This is a genomic window from Marinobacterium arenosum, from assembly GCF_019795155.1.
GTDB classification, from domain to species: Bacteria; Pseudomonadota; Gammaproteobacteria; order Pseudomonadales; family Balneatricaceae; genus Marinobacterium_C; species Marinobacterium_C arenosum.
This window is the reverse complement of record NZ_JAILYN010000024.1, coordinates 17,318-34,498: the sequence shown is the minus strand read 5'-3', so window position 1 is coordinate 34,498 and position 17,181 is coordinate 17,318. Positions and strand designations below refer to the sequence as shown.

Below are 17,181 nucleotides of genomic sequence, written 5' to 3'. Positions count from 1 at the left end.
TGATTTACTTCCAATGTGCTGTCTAAACACAGATAATGAAGTTTACACATCGAGTCACCAACAGCATAGAGAATTGTTATGGCGCTTGAGAATCAAGAGCTTCGAAAAGCCGGCCTGAAAGTTACCCTGCCGCGTGTCAAGATCTACCAGATTCTGGAAAAGGCAGGGGAAGGGGATCATTTCAGCGCGGAAGATATCTACAAGCAGCTTATGGAACAGGGCGAGGATGTCGGCCTGGCGACCGTCTACCGGGTGTTGACCCAGTTCGAGGCGGCGGGGCTGGTATCACGTCATCACTTCGAGGGCGGCCACTCCGTGTTCGAGCTGGCGCGTGACGAGCAGCACGACCACATCGTCTGTGTGCGTTGCGGCAAGGTCCGCGAATTCAGCGATCCGATGCTGAAGCAGCGCCAGGACGAGATCGCCGAGCAGCTGGGCTTTACCATCACCGACCGTACCCTGTACCTGTACGGCCTCTGCAAAGACGGTTGCGACGAGAAATAACTCGCCGCCAGTCTGGCTACAGATAAATAAGCCATAAAAAGCCGGCCTTGTGCCGGCTTTTTTATATTTCCCTGTTTTTTATAGACATATAAGTTGTATAGATAACGCGTGCTGGCGGCGATATTCAGGCCGGCAGGCTGAGCATTTCCCGGGCGTGCTCGATCGAGCGCTCGGTAATATCGATACCGCCCAGCATCCGGGCGACCTCCTGGACGCGCTGGTCGTCGGTCAGCTGGGCGATCCGGGTGTGGGTCTGCTGCTTATCGGCCCGCTTGCTGACGAACAGGTGCTGGTGGCCCTGCGAGGCGACCTGCGGCTGGTGGGTGACGCAGAGAATCTGGGTGCGCCCGCCCAGTTGACGCAGCATCCGGCCGACCACCTCGGCGATGGCGCCGCCGATGCCGACATCCACCTCGTCGAAGATCAGTGTCGGTGTGCTGCTGGTCTGGGCGGTGATCACCTGGATCGCCAGGCTGATCCGCGACAGTTCGCCGCCCGAGGCGACCTTGGCCAGCGGCCGGGCCGGCTGGCCGCGGTTGGCGCTGATCAGGAACTCAACCTCCTCCAGGCCGTGGGGACCCTGCTGGTTTTCCGGTAGCGGGGTCAGCGCGGCTTCGAAGTGGGCTGCCGGCATGCCGAGCGCGTGCAGTTGCTGGTCGACCGCCTTGTTCAGCTTACCGGCCGCTTTGCGGCGCGCCCGGCTGAGCTTCTCCGCGCTGGTCTGGTAGGCGGCGCGGGCCTGCTCCACCTGTTGCTGCAGCTGCTCCAGGTCTTCATCGGAACGCTGCAGGCCGGCCAGTTCCTGGTACAGTTCGCGGTGGAACGACAACAGCTGGTCGGGGCGGATGCGGTGCTTGCGGGCGGTTTCGTAAAGCGTGGAAAGGCGCTCCTCGACGAACTGCTGCCGTTCCGGGTTCAGCTCGACCCGGTCCAGGTAGTGGCGCAACTCGCTACCGGCTTCTTCGATCTGGATCTGTGCCGAGCCGAGCAGCTCGGCCAGATTGCCTAGTGCATCGGTATGATTGCTCAGATTGGCCAGCAACTGCTGGCAGTGGTTCAACAGACTGAGGCAGGTGTCGCCCTCGTCGTCGCCGGTCATCGCCAGCAACTGGTGGCCGGTCTGCAGGATCTCGCCGGCATGGGCCAGGGTCTTCTGCTCCGCTTCCAACTCGTCCAGTTCGCCCTCTGACAGCGCCAGCTGGTCCAGTTCCTCGATCTGGTAGCTGAGCAGCTGGACACGGGCCGCCTGTTCGTCGCTCTGTTCGGTCAGCTGGCGCAATTCGCGTGCCAGGCGTTGCCAGTGCAGGAACTGTTCGCGGACCTTACCGGCCAGCCGGGCCTGGCCGGCGAAGTCATCCAGCAGGGTGCGGTGGTGGTCTTTCTTCAGCAACCGCTGGTGTTCGTGCTGGCCGTGAATGTCGATCAGCAGGCTGCCGAACTCGCGCAGCAGGTTGAGCGGACAGGGCTGGCCGTTGATGTAGCTGCGCGAGCGTCCCTCCTTGGTGATTACCCGGCGCAACAGGCACTCCCCGTCGCAGTCCAACTGCTGGGCCTGCAGCCAGTCGCGTGCTTCGCCGATGCTGCTCAGGTCGAAGCTGGCAACGATCTCGGCCCGTTCGGCGCCATTGCGCACGGCACCGCTGTCGGCGCGGTCGCCCAGCGTCAGGCCGAGGGCGTCCAGCATGATCGACTTGCCGGCACCGGTTTCGCCGCTGATCACGGTCATGCCGCCGTGCAGGTCCAGATCAAGCGTTTCCACGATCGCGTAGTTCTGAATGGTCAGCTGGGTCAGCATCGGGGTATTCCATACATGTGTATTTATACAGTAGTTATTGTATAAGCGAATTTCTGGCTGGAGGCAATTGTTCAATGTGTCGCCAGCGGAATTTTTTCGCTCGGTTGGTTGAATTCCAAATGATCGGCCCCATATAGAGCATCAACGTAGGCAGGGGCGTGGGCGCCTGCGGGCTGGTACCGGCAACGGTGCTGATGCCGTCCGAACATTCAGTTGAGCAGCGTCGATCGAACGCGGCCGGGTGCCGCGAACGGTCGGCTTTTGCCTGGATGTTCAGCGCCCACACTGAACCCCGGTTATGACAGCCCCTTTTCGGTTACGAACAGTGTTTTCAGTTGGAGAAGTGCAGATGGCAAGCGAACAGAAGTCTCAGACAGAACAGCCGGAGACTCCGGTAAACGACCTCCAGGCAGAAGCCACCGAACAAGCGGCTGCCAGCGAGCAGCCGACGGCGGAAAATGCGGCCGGGGCTGAAAGTGCTGAGGCGGGCCAGCTGTTGCCGGAAAATGAAGCGGCGGAACTGCTGGCCCAGTTGGCGGCGGCCGAGCAGGAGATCGCCTCGCTGCGTGAGCAGGCGCTGCGTGCCCAGGCCGATGTGCAGAATATCCGGCGCCGTGCCGAACAGGATGTGGAAAAAGCGCACAAGTTCGGCCTGGAGAAGTTTGCCGGCGAGCTGCTGCCGGTGGTCGACAACCTGGAGCGGGCGCTGGAAGCCTGCAATGCCGACGAGGAAGCGGTCAAGGCACTGGTGGAAGGGGTCGAGATGACCCTGAACATGTTTGTCGGCGGACTGGAGAAGTTCCAGATCGAGCAGATCAACCCGCTGGGTGAAACTTTCGATCCGAGCCTGCACCAGGCGATGTCGATGGTGGACGCCGGCGACGCCAAGCCGAACACGGTGGTGGCGGTGATGCAGAAGGGCTACACCCTGCATGGCCGGCTGATCCGCCCGGCGATGGTGATGGTCGCCAAGGGCTAAAAAAACCGCATCGGTCCCTTGAAAACCATTTTGGCGGACCAATATAGCCTTACAAAGCGAATTGACAGTTTTCCGCCCGCCACAAGCGGGCAATCGAAATCGGAGTAGATAGCAAAATGGGTAAGATCATCGGTATTGACCTGGGTACCACCAACTCCTGCGTCGCTATCCTGGATGGTGACAAGTCCAAGGTAATCGAGAACGCCGAAGGCGATCGCACCACACCGTCCATCATCGCCTATACCGATGACGGTGAAACACTGGTCGGCCAGCCGGCCAAGCGCCAGGCGGTAACCAACCCGGACAACACCCTGTTCGCCATCAAGCGCCTGATCGGTCGTCGCTTCAAGGACGACGTGGTGCAAAAAGATATCAAGATGGTGCCGTACAAGATCGTCGAAGCGGACAATGGCGATGCCTGGGTTGAGGTGAAGGGCCAGAAGCTGGCGGCACCGCAGATCTCTGCGGAAATCCTCAAGAAGATGAAGAAGACCGCCGAAGACTACCTGGGCGAGCCGGTGACCGAAGCCGTTATCACCGTACCGGCGTACTTCAACGACTCCCAGCGTCAGGCGACCAAGGACGCCGGTAAGATCGCCGGTCTGGACGTCAAGCGCATCATCAACGAGCCGACCGCCGCGGCACTGGCTTACGGCATGGACAAGTCCAAGGGCGACAAGACCATCGCGGTCTACGACCTGGGTGGTGGTACCTTCGATATCTCGATCATCGAGATTGCCGATGTCGACGGCGAACACCAGTTCGAGGTACTGGCCACCAACGGTGACACCTTCCTGGGTGGTGAAGACTTCGACCTGCGCCTGATCGAGTACCTGGCGGCCGAGTTCAAGAAAGAGAGCGGCATCGATCTGCACAACGACCCGCTGGCGCTGCAGCGTCTGAAAGAAGCGGCCGAGAAGGCGAAAGTCGAGCTGTCTTCCGCCCAGCAGACCGACGTCAACCTGCCGTACATCACCGCCGACGCCACCGGTCCGAAGCACCTGAACGTCAAGGTGACCCGTGCCAAGCTGGAGTCCCTGGTGGAAGAGCTGGTACAGCGCTCCATGGAGCCGTGCCGCATTGCGCTGAAGGATGCCGACCTGTCCGCATCCGAAATCGACGAGGTTATCCTGGTCGGTGGTCAGACCCGTATGCCGATGGTGCAGGCCAAGGTTGCCGAGTTCTTCGGCAAGGAGCCGCGTAAGGACGTCAACCCGGATGAGGCGGTTGCGATCGGTGCCTCCATCCAGGGCGCGGTACTGGCCGGTGACGTCAAGGACGTGCTGCTGCTGGACGTAACTCCGCTGACCCTGGGTATCGAAACCATGGGCGGCGTGGCGACCCCGGTAATCGAGAAGAACACCACCATCCCGACCAAGAAGTCGCAGGTGTTCTCTACCGCTGACGATAACCAGACCGCGGTGACCATCCACGTGGTCCAGGGTGAGCGTAAGCAGGCGAGCCAGAACAAATCGCTGGGCCGTTTTGACCTGGCCGATATCCCGCCGGCACCGCGCGGTATCCCGCAGATCGAAGTGACCTTCGATATCGATGCCAACGGTATCCTGCACGTCCACGCTAAGGACAAGGCGACCGGTAAGGAGCAGTCGATCGTGATCAAGGCCTCCTCCGGCCTGAACGATGACGAGATCGAACAGATGGTGCGCGACGCCGAGGCGCACGCCGAAGAGGACAAGAAGTTCGAGGAACTGACCCAGGCGCGCAACCAGGGTGATGCGATGGTGCATTCCGCCAAGAAGACCATCGAGGAAGCCGGCGACAAGGCGACCGACGAAGAGAAAGCCAATGTCGAGAAGGCGATCTCCGAGCTGGAAGAAGCGCTGAAGGGCCAGGACAAGGACGCCATCGAAACCAAGACCGCGGCGCTGACCGAAGCGATCTCCGGCGTGGCACAGAAGATGTACGCCGACGCGGCTCAGCAGGCGGAAGCCGGCGAGCAGCAGGCTGACGCGGAAGCTGGCGGTAAAGATGACGCCGTCGATGCGGAGTTTGAAGAGGTTAAAGACGACAAGAAATAAGCGTCGTCCCACTCTTTCTGGTGACCCACGGGGCCGGCCTGCGCCGGTCCCGTTCCGGTGTCACAGTGGCATCGCGGGCTCTGGCCCGCGTTGTCGTATGCGCTGGGGGCGCTCTCGATTATTCTGGCAGCGTTGATTGAATAATCGAGAACGTCCCCCCTAATGCTCCGTAGCCCTATGCAAACCGTCCAACTCGATGGCGGTTTTAATAGGACTACGGATGCCTTAGCCATAATCGGGTTTAGAGCGGATTATGTCGAAACGAGACTATTACGAAGTGCTGGGCGTCGAACGCGACGCTTCCGACCGCGATATCAAGAAAGCCTTCCGTCGCATGGCGATGAAGTATCATCCGGACCGCAACCCGGACGATAAGGAGATGGAGGACAAGTTCAAGGAGGTCAACGAGGCCTACGAAGTACTGTCCGACAGCCAGAAAAAAGCGGCCTACGACCAGTTCGGCCACGCCGGCGTCGAAGGCCAGGGCGGCCATGGCCCGGGTGGTTTCGAGGGCGGTTTCGGCGATATCTTCGGCGACGTGTTCGGCGATATCTTCGGCGGCGGTGGCGGTCGTCGGCGCAGCTCGGTGCAGCGCGGTACCGACCTGCGCTACAACCTGGAGCTGAGCCTGGAAGAGGCGGTGCGTGGTTTCGACACCACCATCAAGGTGCCGACCCTGGTCAACTGCGAGACCTGTCATGGCAGCGGCGCCAAGCCGGGCACCCAGCCGCGGGTCTGTGGCACCTGTGGTGGCGCCGGCCAGGTACGGATGCAGCAGGGCTTCTTCTCGGTGCAGCAGACCTGTCCGGCCTGCCGCGGCGAGGGTAAGGTGATCAGCGATCCCTGTAGCGACTGCCACGGTCACGGCCGCAAGGAAAAAACCAAGACCCTATCGGTCAAGATTCCGGCCGGCGTCGATACCGGCGACCGCATCCGCCTTTCCGGCGAGGGCGAAGCGGGTACTCATGGCGGGCCGGCCGGCGATCTCTATGTGCAGGTTCATGTCCGTGAGCATCCGATCTTCGAGCGCGACGGCAAGCACCTGTACTGCGAAGTGCCGATCAGCTTCATCGATGCCGCGCTGGGGGGCGAACTGGAGGTGCCGACCCTGGATGGTCGGGTTAAGCTGAAGGTACCGGCGGAAACCCAGACCGGTAAGCTGTTCCGCCTGCGCGGCAAAGGGATCGCCCCGGTGCGCGGCGGTTCAACCGGCGACCTGCTGGTGCGGGTGGTGGTGGAAACCCCGGTTAAGCTGAGCAACCGCCAGAAGGAACTGCTGAAGGAGTTCCAGCAGGAGATGGAGCAGGGCAACCGTACCCACAGTCCGAAAAAACATGGCTTCTTCGACTCGGTGAAGAAGTTCTTCGAAGATATGACCTGAGGCCTTGTGTCTTGGGCTACCCGGCCAGGCCGACGGCCGGCCGGGTGCCGACAACCAGCGAGGACAGTATGACCTCCATACCCGTTGAAGCCGGCGCCCTCTGGGCGTTGATTCAGGAGGAAGCTCGCCAGGAAGCGGACAAGGAGCCGTTCCTGGCCAGTTTCTTCCACGCCACCATTATCGGACACCGCGACCTGGCGTCGGCGCTGTCCTACCTGCTGGCCGGCAAGCTGGCCGACGAAGTGATGCCGGTGGTCACTCTGCGCGAGTTGATCGACCAGGCCTACAGCCAGGAACCGGAGATTATCGACTGCGCCTGCCACGACCTGGTGGCGGTGCGTACCCGCGACCCGGCGATCAGCAAGCTATCCACCGTACTGCTCTACCTGAAGGGCTTTCACTCCATCCAGGCCCACCGGGTGGCGCACTGGATGTGGAAGCAGGGCCGCACCTCGCTGGCGCTCTATATCCAGAGTCGGGTCAGTGCGTCCATGCAGGTCGATATCCATCCGGCGGCCCGGGTCGGCCGCGGTGTGATGTTCGACCACGCCACCGGTATCGTGGTCGGTGAAACCTGCGTGATCGAGAACGATGTCTCCATTTTGCAGAACGTTACCCTGGGCGGTACCGGCAAGGAGAGCGGCGACCGTCATCCGAAGATCCGCGAAGGGGTGCTGATTGCCGCCGGTGCCAAGATTTTCGGCAATATCGAGATCGGTACCGGTGCCAAGGTAGGCGGCGGTTCGGTGGTTCTGGAAGATGTGCCGCCGCACACCACGGTGGTCGGGGTACCGGCCAAAGTGGTTGGTCGACCGGAATGCGAAAAACCGGCGCTGGATATGGACCAGAGTATCCAGCACGATGAACAGTCTGCCAACCAAGGTTGAGAGGGACAGAATCTGATGATTAGAGTAGCGGTAACCGGTGCGGCCGGTCGTATGGGCAAGACCAATATCGAAGCGATCCTGCAGGCCGAGGGGACCGAGCTGGGCGCGGCGATTGTCGAGCCGACCAGCAGCCTGATCGGCGCTGATGCCGGTGAACTGGCCGGTGTCGGCAAGCTGGGCGTCAAGGTGGTCGGCAGCCTGGCCGACGCCAAGGACGATTTCGACGTGCTGATCGACTTTACCGCCCCGCAGGCGACCCTGGCCAACCTGGAGTTCTGCGCCGCCCACGGCAAGCAGATGGTGATCGGAACCACCGGCCTGACCGACAAGCAGCGTGATCAGCTGAACAGCTACGGCGATAAAATGGCATTGGTGTTCGCGTCCAACATGAGCGTCGGCGTCAACCTGTGCTTCAAATTGCTGGATATGGCCGCCCGGGCGCTGGGCGACGATTACGATGTCGAGGTGATCGAGGCGCACCACCGCCACAAGGTCGATTCACCGTCCGGTACCGCGCTGAGCATGGGCGAAGTGCTGGCCAATGCGCTGGGCCGCGATCTCAAGGAGTGCGCGGTCTATGGCCGTGAGGGCCAGGTCGGCGCCCGGCCGCAGAAGGAGATCGGTTTCGCCACCATCCGTGCCGGCGACGTGGTCGGCGACCACACGGTGCTGTTCGGCACCGAAGGTGAGCGGATCGAGATCACCCACAAGGCCAGCTCGCGGATGACCTTCGCCAAGGGGGCGGTGCGCGCCGCCAAGTGGCTGCACGGCAAGGCCAACGGCGTCTACAACATGCAGGACGTGCTGGACCTGAACTGAGTCCGGTTCTTCTTGATAGCGTTTGATCACAAGACCCTCCACGTGAGGGTCTTTTTTATCGTGCTGAGTTCACAGTTGCCGGTTGCCAGCTAGCATCCGCTTACCGCTTACCGCTTACCGCTTACCGCTTACCGCTTACCGCTTACCGCTTACCGCTTACCGCTTACCGCTTACCGCTTACCGCTTACCGCTTTAACCGCGTGCTAATCGCGATTGCCAATGTAGGGTCGACTTCAGTCGACCAGGGGCCCGCAGGGCCCCACACCCCCTCACCGCTTCTCGGCCGGTTTTTGTGCCTCAAGCCGGGTTCTAAGACTAAAGTGTAATGCCTGCCACCCTGTGCTACCCTGCGCGGCTTTTCCGGCGGCGTGTCACCTGCACAGGCACTTTTCTGAAGGATCCGCTCTGCTATTCGAACAGACTCACTTAGCCTGCGCCGCCGGGTTGTTGTCCGTTTCATATGTAGAAGGCAATTACCTTGGAAGCACTGATTAACTTTCTAAATGGTCTGCTCTGGGGCCAGCTGCTGGTACCGCTGCTGCTGGGTGTGGGGCTGCTGTTTACCGTTCGCCTGAAACTGCTCCAGCTGCGTAAATTCAGCCACATGTTCGGCGTGCTGGCGCACAGCCGACAGGAAGATATCAACGGTATCTCGCCGTTCCAGGCGCTGTGCACCTCGCTGGCGTCGCGGGTCGGCACCGGTAACCTGGCCGGCGTGGCGGTGGCGATCTATCTGGGCGGTGCCGGCGCGGTATTCTGGATGTGGATGACCGCGCTGCTGGGCATGGCGACCGGTTACGCCGAGAGCTGCCTGGCACAGCTGTACAAAGTAAAGGATGACAGCGGCACTTACCGTGGCGGCCCGGCCTATTACATCGAGCGCGGCCTGGGCCAGCGCTGGCTGGGCATGCTGTTCGCGCTGCTGCTGATCCTGTCGTTCGGCTTCGTCTTCAATGCGGTGCAGGCCAACTCGATCGCCTCGGCGATGGAGACCGCGTTCGGTTTCGACACCCAATGGACCGGCGTGGTGATCGCGCTGCTGGCTGGCCTGGTAATCTTCGGTGGCGTGCGCTCGATCGCCCGGGTCGCCGAGATGGTGGTGCCGCTGATGGCCCTGATCTACCTGCTGATCGCACTGGCGATCCTGGTGATGAATATCGACCAGGTGCCGGCGGTGTTCGGCAACATCATCGACAGTGCCTTCGGCCTGAACCAGGCGGCGGGCGGAATCGCCGGCGGCCTGATGGCGGCGATGATGAATGGCGTCAAGCGTGGCCTGTTCTCCAACGAAGCGGGCATGGGCTCGGCACCGAATGCGGCGGCCACCGCCAGCCCGACACCGCATCATCCGGCGTCGCAGGGCTTCATGCAGGCGCTGGGGGTGTTCATCGACACCGTCGTGATCTGCTCCTGCACCGCGTTCATCATCCTGGTGTCCGGCGTGTTCGAGCCGGGCAATGGCGTCTCCGGCGTCGAGCTGACCCAGCTGGCCCTGGACCAGACCCTCGGCGGCGTCGGCAAGTACCTGGTCGCCATTGCGATCCTGTTCTTCGCCTTCACGTCGATCATCGGCAACTACATGTACGCCGAAAACAACGTGGTCTACCTGCTGCGCGACCGGCCGACCCGGCTGGTGCTGAACCTGGTGCGCAGCGCGGTACTGGCGATGGTGCTCTGGGGCGCGATGGAGAAGGTCGGCGTGGTCTGGGATGCCGCCGACGCGTCGATGGGGCTGATGGCGCTGGTCAACTTGGTGGCGCTGCTGCTGCTGTCCGGCGTAGTGGTCAAACTGACCCGCGACTACGAGGCCCAGCAGAGTCAGGGGCTGGTGCCGCACTTCGACCTGAGGCGGGTTCCGCTGCCGGGCCGGGTCGATCGTTCGATCTGGGGCCATCCGGCGCCGTCAGTACCCTACAACGGTGTCGTCGCCGGCCAGGCGAAACAGGCCGACAAGGTCGGCGCCTGAGTGTTTTTTAACCGCCTGTCCGTCTGATGGAAGCCCCGCAATTGCGGGGCTTTTTTATCGGCGCGATAATGGCGACCTCGCTAACGGATAGAGCCTGACAGATGGAAAACCAGGGAACCACGCCGGCCGAACAGGCGGCCCGGCAGCTCAGTTATCAATTGCGCCAGCTGATCATGACCGGCGAATACGGCACCGGCAGCTGGCTCAAGCAGATCGAGATCGAGCGGCGCTTCGGCGTTAACCGTTTCACCGTGCGCTCGGCGTTCAACGAGCTGACCGTCGCCGGCCTGCTGGAGCACGTGCCCTATCGGGGACACCGGGTGAAAGCCCATACGCTACAGGAACGGATCGAGCTGAGCGAGGCACGTGCGTTGATCGAGTCGGTGGCGGCCGTACAGGCGCTACAGCACATCGACGAGGCCGGCCTGCAACAGCTGACCGAGCTGGCCGAACAGTTCCGCCAGGCACTGGAGGCCGGCGACCGGCCCACCATGGTGGCGCACAACTTCGCCTTCCACCGGCTGTTCTACAGCTACTGTCGTAACCGTTATATCAGCCGGCTGGTGGAGGATATGCGCGAGCGCGGCGTCACCGGCGCGGCCAATGGCTGGCGTACCGACCAGCTGCAACGGCTGAGCTGCCAGGATCATTTCGAGATGGTGGAGGCGCTGCGCGCGCGCGACGGTGCGCGCTTGCAGACGCTGATCCACCTCCACCTGAACCGCTGGCGGGAAGGATTGCCGGCCGAGGCCGAACCGGCGCAGTGAGCCGGCGCTTTTGCCGCTACAGAGAGGCGGCGGCGCGGGACGCCTGATCGTACAGGCTGGCGAGGGCGCGCATATAGCGCGCGTACTCGGTCAGTTGCTCCGGCGAGACGTTGAGGTTTTTCAGCGAGTCGATCAGGCAGCCCTCGCGGACCTCGCGGTAGCGGGCACAGAATGTCCGGCCCTCCTCGCTGGTTTTGTAGAACATCTCCTTGCCGACTTTTTCGCCCTCCACCAGATCCTTCTTCAGTAGCTTCTTCAACGAGTAGTTCACCGTGTGGGCGTCCTCGATGTTCAGCACGAAGCAGATATCGGCCAGCCGCTTGGCGCGCTCGCGGTGGTTGATATGGTGCACCACCAGGATATCCAGCGGCGTCATGTCGTTGACCCCGCTGGCCTTGGCGCAATGCAGCATCCAGCGGTTGAAGGCGTTGTTGGCGATGATCAGGCCGAACTCGTACTCGCTCAGCGAGGCCCCCTTTTCGGAGGCCAGGTGGGCGGAGGAGACAATGCGTTGTCCGTTCATCGGCTTACCTCTGGGTCATGGTGGTCGGCAGGTAGGTGACGATCTCCGGGAACCAGGTGATCAACAGAATCGCTACCAGGATCAGCAGGAAGAACGGCAGCGCGGCCCGGGCGACATAGAGGATATCTTTGCCGGTCAGCGACTGGATCACGAACAGGTTGAAGCCGACCGGCGGGGTGATCTGCGACATCTCCACCACCAGTACGATGTAGATACCGAACCACAGCAGGTCGATGCCGGCCTGCTGCACCATCGGCAGCACCACCGCGGTGGTCAGTACGACGACCGAGATACCGTCCAGGAAGCAGCCCAGTACCACGAACAGCACGGTCAGGTAGATCAGCAGTTCCATCGGTGACAGGGTCATCTGGCCGATCCACTCGGCCAGCGCTTTCGGAATGCCGAGGAAGCCCATGGCGATGGTCAGGAAGTGGGCGCCGACCAGGATCAGGCCGATCATGCAGGAGCTTTTCACCGCGCCGAGCAGGCTCTCGCGGAAGCTGCTGCCACTGAGCGAGCCGGTGACGGCGGCCAGTGCCAGGGCGCCGACGACGCCGAGTGCCGCCGCCTCGGTCGGCGTGGTCAGGCCGCCGTAGATGGAACCCAGTACGAAGCCGATCAATGCGACGATCGGCAGCAACTGGCGCAGCGCCTTCAGCTTGGCTGACAGCGAGATCTGCTCCTCGCTGTGCTTGGGCAGTTCGTCCCGGTTCAGGCTGGCCCAAACCATCGTATAGCCCATGAACAGCGCGACCAACAGCAGGCCGGGCAGGGCGCCGGCGATAAACAGCCGGCCGATCGATACTTCGGCGGCGACCCCGTAGACGATCAGGATGATCGACGGCGGGATCAGCAGCCCCAGGGTGCCGGAGCCGGCCAGGGTGCCGACCGCCATCCGTTCGCTGTAGCCGCGCGCCTGCAGTTCCGGCAGGGTCATCCGGCCGATGGTGGCGGCGGTGGCGGCCGAGGAACCGGAGACCGCGGCGAAGATGCCGCAGCTCAGCACATTGACGTGCAGCAGCTTGCCGGGCAGGCCGCTCAGCCAGGGCGACAGCCCCTTGAACAGGTCCTCCGACAGCCGGGTGCGGAACAGCACCTCACCCATCCAGATGAACAGCGGCAGCGCGGTCAGCGACCAGCCGGTGCTGGAGCCCCAGGTGGAGGTGGCGAACAGCAGGCCGATCTGTTCGTTGCCGGACAGGGCAAGGCCGATCACCCCGACGCCGACCAGCGCCAGTGCGACCCATACGCCGCACGCCAGCATCAGGATCATGCTGGCTGCCAGGATAATGGAAAGCATGACGGTATCCATCAGACTTCCTCCAGATTAATTTCGTCTTCGTGCTGCATGTAGTCGGGATTGGTGCCCTTCAGCACCGCGATCAGATCGTCCAGCACCGCCAGCGTCAACGCGATCATCCCCAGCGCCACCGGTATCTGCGGAATCCAGATCGGCACCGGGATATAGCCGTAGGAGACCTCCTCGAACACGTAGGATTCCCACACCATATGAACGCAGTAGTAGGACATGTAGAGGGTCATCAGCAGGGCCAGTACCAGGATCACCAGCTCCTGCACGCGGCGTGCCTTCGCCGGCAGCGAGCGGATCGCCAGGGTGACCCGGATATGGCCGCCCTCGCGGAAGGTGTAGGCTAGTCCGAAGAAGGTGGCGGCGGCCAGGCAGTAGCCGGAGAAGTCTTCCACGGAGGGGACGATAAAGCCGAGCAGCCGGCCGACGATCTGGGCGACGATCAGCAGGGTGATGGCAACGATGCAGAAACCGGCCAGGTACCCGGAGGTCAGGTACAGCCTATCTCGAAGCGTGCTCATGGGGGATACCTCGGGGCTGAACCGGCCCTGCACTGCCGGGCCGGTTCGATGCTGTGACTTACTGTTTGTATTTGCTGAGGATGGCGTCAATTTCCGGGCCGGCCTCATCGCGCCACTCCTGGATCATGATCTCGCCGATCTTGTTCAGTTCGTCCAGCAGCTCCTGCGACGGCTCGGTGACTGTCATGCCGTTGGCAGCCAGCGCCTGGGTGTCTTTCTCGGCCTGTTCGCGAACGATCTTCCAGCCCTGGGCTTCGGCATTGGCGGCGGCCTCAAGGATCGCCTGTTGAGTGGACTTATCCAGCCGCTTGAAGGCGCGCTTGTTGACCACCACCACGTTCTTCGGAATCCAGGCGCGGACATCGGTGAAGTGCTGCACGTAGTCCCAGGCCTGACCGTTTACGCCGGTGGTCGGCGAGGTGATCATCGCCTCGATGATGCCGGTGCTGAAGGCCTGCGGGATTTCCGGTACCTGTACGGTGGTCGGCGTGGTGCCCATCAGTACCGCCAGTCGCGACGTGGACGGGCTGTAGGCGCGCATTTTCAGCCCCTTCAGGTCTTCCAGCTGGCTGACAGGCTCTTTGGTGTACAGGCTCTGTGCCGGCCAGGCAACGGTGTACAGCAACTGCAGGCCTTCCTTGTTCAGCTGCTTCTCGACCTGCGGCTTGGCGGCCTCCCACAGCTTTTCGGCGTCGTCGAAGTTGGTCGCCAGGAACGGGATATTGTCATGCTTGAAGACCGGGTGGGTGTTACCCATGATGCCGATGAAAACCTCACCCAACTGAACCTGGCCGGTGCGTACCGCACGGGGAATTTCCGGGTGCTTAACCAGCGACGCGCCGGAGTGAACGGTGATCTCCAGTTCGCCGTTGGTTTTGCTCTTTACCTCTTCGGCGAACGCATAGGCGATCTTGGTCGGGTGGTTGGCGTCGCCGTAGGGGGTCGGCATATGCCACTGGGCGGCGTTGACGGAAGTAGCGAGAAGGGTGCCAAGCAGAGCGGCAGCGCCGAATGTCTTTTTCAGCATTATGGTAGCTCCAACGTTATTGTTGTTGTGTCGTTGTTGTGTCGTTATTGAGTGTAGCGGTGATCTGGCGACAAGGATGGGCCAGAAGGAAGTGATCTTAGTTAAACGCTGATAAAACGTCGACGTATCGTGTTTGATGGGTTTTTGACCAGCTTGTGGTCGTTTACCCGTAATCAGTCTGTATGCCGCGCCACTGCTGGTTGTGGAGGGATTTTATGAATATTTTGATAAATCAGTGAAAAATCCCGATATCCTCAATAAATCAGAGGTATTTTCTGATTTTGTCGGTCTAGCATGATTTTTAGAGTACTTCGGGCTGACGTGAAGAAAATTTTGGCGAATTTCGATAGAGACGCCCACAGCGGGAAATTTGGCCGTCGGAAGGGAGGCTGCCAGACGCCTGCAGCTGATATTCGGCCATGCGCCCGGGGGAAGGGGAGGCCCCGGGCTGCACGGTCGATGGTCGGTCAGTATCAGAACTGAATGTTGTAGGTCAGCGTCAGCGAACGGCCCGGTGCCGGTACCCGGCCGATCGGGCTGACATCGACGCCGCGGAAGTAGTAGTCCTCGTCGAAGATGTTGTTCAGCGCCACCGACAGCCGGCTGTCGGCGCTCAGCCGGGTGCTGGCCTGGGCGTTCCATACCCAGTGGGACGGCATCCGGCCGGCACTGCCGTTGGCGGTTTCCACTTCGGTGTTGGCGGCGTCGCTGAACGCCTTGCTGAGGTACTGGGTGTTCAGGTTCAGCTGCCAGTCGGCGATGGCGTAGTCCGCCGCCAGGTAGAGCTGGTGGTGGGAGGTGAACGGCAGCTCATTACCCTGGTTGGCGCCGCTGCGCTGTTCGGTATCCAGGTAGGTGTAGGCGGCGTTCAGGCTTAGCGCCGGCAGGCTGTCCGGCTGCCAGTCGGCTTCCAGTTCCAGGCCCTGGTAGCGGGCTTCACCCAGGTTCATGAAGGTCAGCGCGGTGCGGTCGAACTCGATCTTATCCTCGAAATCGATGCGGAACAGGGTGGCACTGATCATGCTGCTGCTGTTCGGGAAATAGCGCGCGCCCAATTCGTAGTTCCAGGCCTGTTCGGCGGTCAGCAGGCCGTCGCGGGCCACTTGGGCGATCTGCGGCGGGTTCAGCGACTGCTGGGTGTTGGCGAACAGGAACCAGTCGTCGGTCAGCTGGTAACCGACGGTCAGGCCGGGCAGCCATTCGGTGATCGAGTTGCGGTCGGTGGTGCCGCTGTTCAGATCCCGGTAATCGGTTTCAACATCCTCCAGCCGCAACCCCGGAGTCAGCTTCAGGCGACCGTCGGCCAGACTGATGGTATCGCTGGCATAGAGCGCCAGGCCGCGGGTATCGAATTTCCAGTCACGCAGGGTGCTGCTGCTGCCGTCCGACAGCATCTTGCGATCCACCTTGTAGCTGATCTCTTCGTCGATCAGGCGGGCGCCGATGGTGATCTGCTGGTTGTCGCCCAGCAGGAAACTGTAGCGCGGCTCGGTGCCGAACACCTTGAAGTTGCGCGGCGAGGAGCGCACGTCGGTGGTCGCCTCGGACGGGTCGAACGGGAAGCCGAAGTCGAAGCGACGGTCGCTGTCGTGGCCGAACAGGCTCCAGTTCAGCTCGCTGTCGTTGTCGAACTGCTGGTTGTAGACCAGCGAGCCGCGCCAGGTGTCCGCTTCGAAGGCGTCGAACGGCCGCTGGCTCTGCTGACGGTCCTGCTCGTAGGCCTCCGGCAGTAGTGCGCCGGCCAGTTCGCTGTCCGCCTTGTAGTACTGCAGATGACCTTTCAGGGTCTGCTGCTGGCTCAGGTGCCAGATGGCGTCCAGTGACAGGTTGTTGACCTCGGTGTCGGAGTGGTCGCGGAAGGATTCGCCGTACTGGCTGTCCAGCTGCAGCTGCAGGCCGAAGTCGTCGGTCAGGTAGCCGCCGCTACGCAGGTAGGTGTTATGCAGCAGATTGCCACCCTTCCATGCGGTCAGGCGCTGCTGCAATTCGGTTTCCTGCTCTCGGCTGATCGGCCGGGAGATGAAGTTGATTACCCCGCCAACGTTGTTCGGGCCGTAGTGTACCGCCGCACCGCCGCGCACGATGTCGATCCGCTCGATGCTGTTCAGGGTCAGCGGGAACAGTGACAGACCCAGGTGGCTGTAGGGGCCCAGGCTGACCGGGATACCATCCTGCAGCGCCTGTACCCGCACGCTGCGCAGCGGGTTCAGGCCGCGGATGGAGATATTCGGCAGTACGCCGGTGCCGGTTTCGTCGGCCACCCGCACCCCCGGTACCCGGTTCAGCGCATCTTCGATATTCAATACCGCCTTGTTCTGAAGGCTGTCGCGATCGATCAGGCTGCGCGCGCCGGTGTATTCGGGCAGGTCCGCTTCGGCACTGTTCTGCAGCCAGTCGCCGCTGATCACCAGCCGCTCCAGGTTGACCTCCTCCGCCTGGGCCGTCGCGGCCAGGATGCTGCTGATGGCAAGAAACAGCGGGCTGATTAGCGCGGGTGCGGGGCGCTCCCAATGCATGGCGAATCTCCTTTATCTAGCGAAATATCTAGCGAAATTTGAAATTGGCGCCAATTGTAATGACAATTAAATCCAAATGTAAATAGGTGTCATTTGTATTTTAGGGCGGAGCCTGAGGCCCCGGAATTCGGCCCTTGTCCCCGATGGC

General features: G+C 61.9%; 14 protein-coding genes. 8 read left to right on the top strand and 6 right to left on the bottom strand.

What is annotated here, in order from left to right:
- Positions 1-78 precede the first annotated feature (78 nt).
- Positions 79-504: a ferric iron uptake transcriptional regulator gene (fur, locus tag K6T12_RS12260; RefSeq protein WP_222222895.1), complete on the top strand. Its 426-nt coding sequence runs from the start codon at positions 79-81 to the stop codon at positions 502-504.
- A 124-nt stretch (positions 505-628) separates the two neighbouring features.
- Here fur and recN read toward each other — a convergent pair whose 3' ends face one another.
- Positions 629-2,299, bottom strand: coding sequence for a DNA repair protein RecN (recN, locus tag K6T12_RS12255; protein ID WP_222222893.1), 1,671 nt, complete (start codon positions 2,297-2,299; stop codon positions 629-631).
- Positions 2,300-2,648: 349 nt separating this feature from the next.
- Between recN and grpE the strand changes: the two genes are divergently transcribed.
- The 7 genes from grpE (at position 2,649) to K6T12_RS12220 (ending at position 11,137) form a co-directional block, all read left to right on the top strand.
- Positions 2,649-3,278, top strand: a complete 630-nt coding sequence (gene grpE / locus K6T12_RS12250) for a nucleotide exchange factor GrpE (protein ID WP_222222891.1) — start codon at positions 2,649-2,651, stop codon at positions 3,276-3,278.
- A 116-nt stretch (positions 3,279-3,394) separates the two neighbouring features.
- Complete coding sequence (gene dnaK, locus K6T12_RS12245; RefSeq protein ID WP_222222889.1) at positions 3,395-5,317, top strand: molecular chaperone DnaK; 1,923 nt, start codon at positions 3,395-3,397, stop codon at positions 5,315-5,317.
- Positions 5,318-5,570: 253 nt separating this feature from the next.
- Complete coding sequence (gene dnaJ / locus K6T12_RS12240) at positions 5,571-6,698, top strand: molecular chaperone DnaJ (protein WP_222222886.1); 1,128 nt, start codon at positions 5,571-5,573, stop codon at positions 6,696-6,698.
- 68 nt (positions 6,699-6,766) lie between these two features.
- Positions 6,767-7,585: a serine O-acetyltransferase gene (gene cysE, locus K6T12_RS12235; RefSeq protein ID WP_222222885.1), complete on the top strand. Its 819-nt coding sequence runs from the start codon at positions 6,767-6,769 to the stop codon at positions 7,583-7,585.
- Positions 7,586-7,600: 15 nt separating this feature from the next.
- The gene (gene dapB, locus K6T12_RS12230; protein ID WP_222222883.1) at positions 7,601-8,404 is read left to right on the top strand and encodes a 4-hydroxy-tetrahydrodipicolinate reductase; all 804 of its coding nucleotides are present in this window, start codon (positions 7,601-7,603) and stop codon (positions 8,402-8,404) included.
- Between the two features lie 478 nt (positions 8,405-8,882).
- Positions 8,883-10,370, top strand: coding sequence for an alanine/glycine:cation symporter family protein (locus K6T12_RS12225; protein WP_222222881.1), 1,488 nt, complete (start codon positions 8,883-8,885; stop codon positions 10,368-10,370).
- Positions 10,371-10,471: 101 nt separating this feature from the next.
- Positions 10,472-11,137 (top strand): GntR family transcriptional regulator, encoded by a 666-nt coding sequence (locus tag K6T12_RS12220; protein WP_222222879.1) that lies wholly within the window; start codon positions 10,472-10,474, stop codon positions 11,135-11,137.
- A gap of 16 nt (positions 11,138-11,153) precedes the next feature.
- Here K6T12_RS12220 and K6T12_RS12215 read toward each other — a convergent pair whose 3' ends face one another.
- The 5 genes from K6T12_RS12215 to K6T12_RS12195 form a co-directional block, all read right to left on the bottom strand.
- Positions 11,154-11,660 (bottom strand): winged helix DNA-binding protein, encoded by a 507-nt coding sequence (locus tag K6T12_RS12215; RefSeq protein ID WP_222222877.1) that lies wholly within the window; start codon positions 11,658-11,660, stop codon positions 11,154-11,156.
- 4 nt (positions 11,661-11,664) lie between these two features.
- Positions 11,665-12,972 carry a TRAP transporter large permease gene (locus tag K6T12_RS12210; protein WP_222222875.1) on the bottom strand — a complete coding sequence of 436 codons (1,308 nt, stop codon included), beginning with the start codon at positions 12,970-12,972 and terminating at the stop codon, positions 11,665-11,667.
- Positions 12,972-13,490, bottom strand: coding sequence for a TRAP transporter small permease (locus K6T12_RS12205; RefSeq protein ID WP_222222873.1), 519 nt, complete (start codon positions 13,488-13,490; stop codon positions 12,972-12,974). The genes K6T12_RS12210 and K6T12_RS12205 overlap by 1 nt, the downstream gene beginning before the upstream one ends.
- Before the next feature lie 58 nt (positions 13,491-13,548).
- Positions 13,549-14,517, bottom strand: coding sequence for a TRAP transporter substrate-binding protein (locus K6T12_RS12200; RefSeq protein ID WP_222222871.1), 969 nt, complete (start codon positions 14,515-14,517; stop codon positions 13,549-13,551).
- Positions 14,518-14,990: 473 nt separating this feature from the next.
- Positions 14,991-17,033 (bottom strand): TonB-dependent receptor family protein, encoded by a 2,043-nt coding sequence (locus K6T12_RS12195; RefSeq protein ID WP_222222869.1) that lies wholly within the window; start codon positions 17,031-17,033, stop codon positions 14,991-14,993.
- Positions 17,034-17,181: the final 148 nt, after the last annotated feature.

Bases quoted from the DNA above. Each gene is read 5' to 3' on its own strand.
- recN (WP_222222893.1), bottom strand. From the start codon at position 2,299: ATGCTGACCCAGCTGACCATTCAGAACTACGCGATCGTGGAAACGCTT.
- K6T12_RS12220 (WP_222222879.1), top strand. From the start codon at position 10,472: ATGGAAAACCAGGGAACCACGCCGGCCGAACAGGCGGCCCGGCAGCTC.
- fur (WP_222222895.1), top strand. From the start codon at position 79: ATGGCGCTTGAGAATCAAGAGCTTCGAAAAGCCGGCCTGAAAGTTACC.
- dapB (WP_222222883.1), top strand. From the start codon at position 7,601: ATGATTAGAGTAGCGGTAACCGGTGCGGCCGGTCGTATGGGCAAGACC.
- dnaJ (WP_222222886.1), top strand. From the start codon at position 5,571: ATGTCGAAACGAGACTATTACGAAGTGCTGGGCGTCGAACGCGACGCT.
- grpE (WP_222222891.1), top strand. From the start codon at position 2,649: ATGGCAAGCGAACAGAAGTCTCAGACAGAACAGCCGGAGACTCCGGTA.
- K6T12_RS12195 (WP_222222869.1), bottom strand. From the start codon at position 17,033: ATGCATTGGGAGCGCCCCGCACCCGCGCTAATCAGCCCGCTGTTTCTT.
- K6T12_RS12215 (WP_222222877.1), bottom strand. From the start codon at position 11,660: ATGAACGGACAACGCATTGTCTCCTCCGCCCACCTGGCCTCCGAAAAG.
- K6T12_RS12210 (WP_222222875.1), bottom strand. From the start codon at position 12,972: ATGGATACCGTCATGCTTTCCATTATCCTGGCAGCCAGCATGATCCTG.
- K6T12_RS12205 (WP_222222873.1), bottom strand. From the start codon at position 13,490: ATGAGCACGCTTCGAGATAGGCTGTACCTGACCTCCGGGTACCTGGCC.
- dnaK (WP_222222889.1), top strand. From the start codon at position 3,395: ATGGGTAAGATCATCGGTATTGACCTGGGTACCACCAACTCCTGCGTC.
- cysE (WP_222222885.1), top strand. From the start codon at position 6,767: ATGACCTCCATACCCGTTGAAGCCGGCGCCCTCTGGGCGTTGATTCAG.
- K6T12_RS12200 (WP_222222871.1), bottom strand. From the start codon at position 14,517: ATGCTGAAAAAGACATTCGGCGCTGCCGCTCTGCTTGGCACCCTTCTC.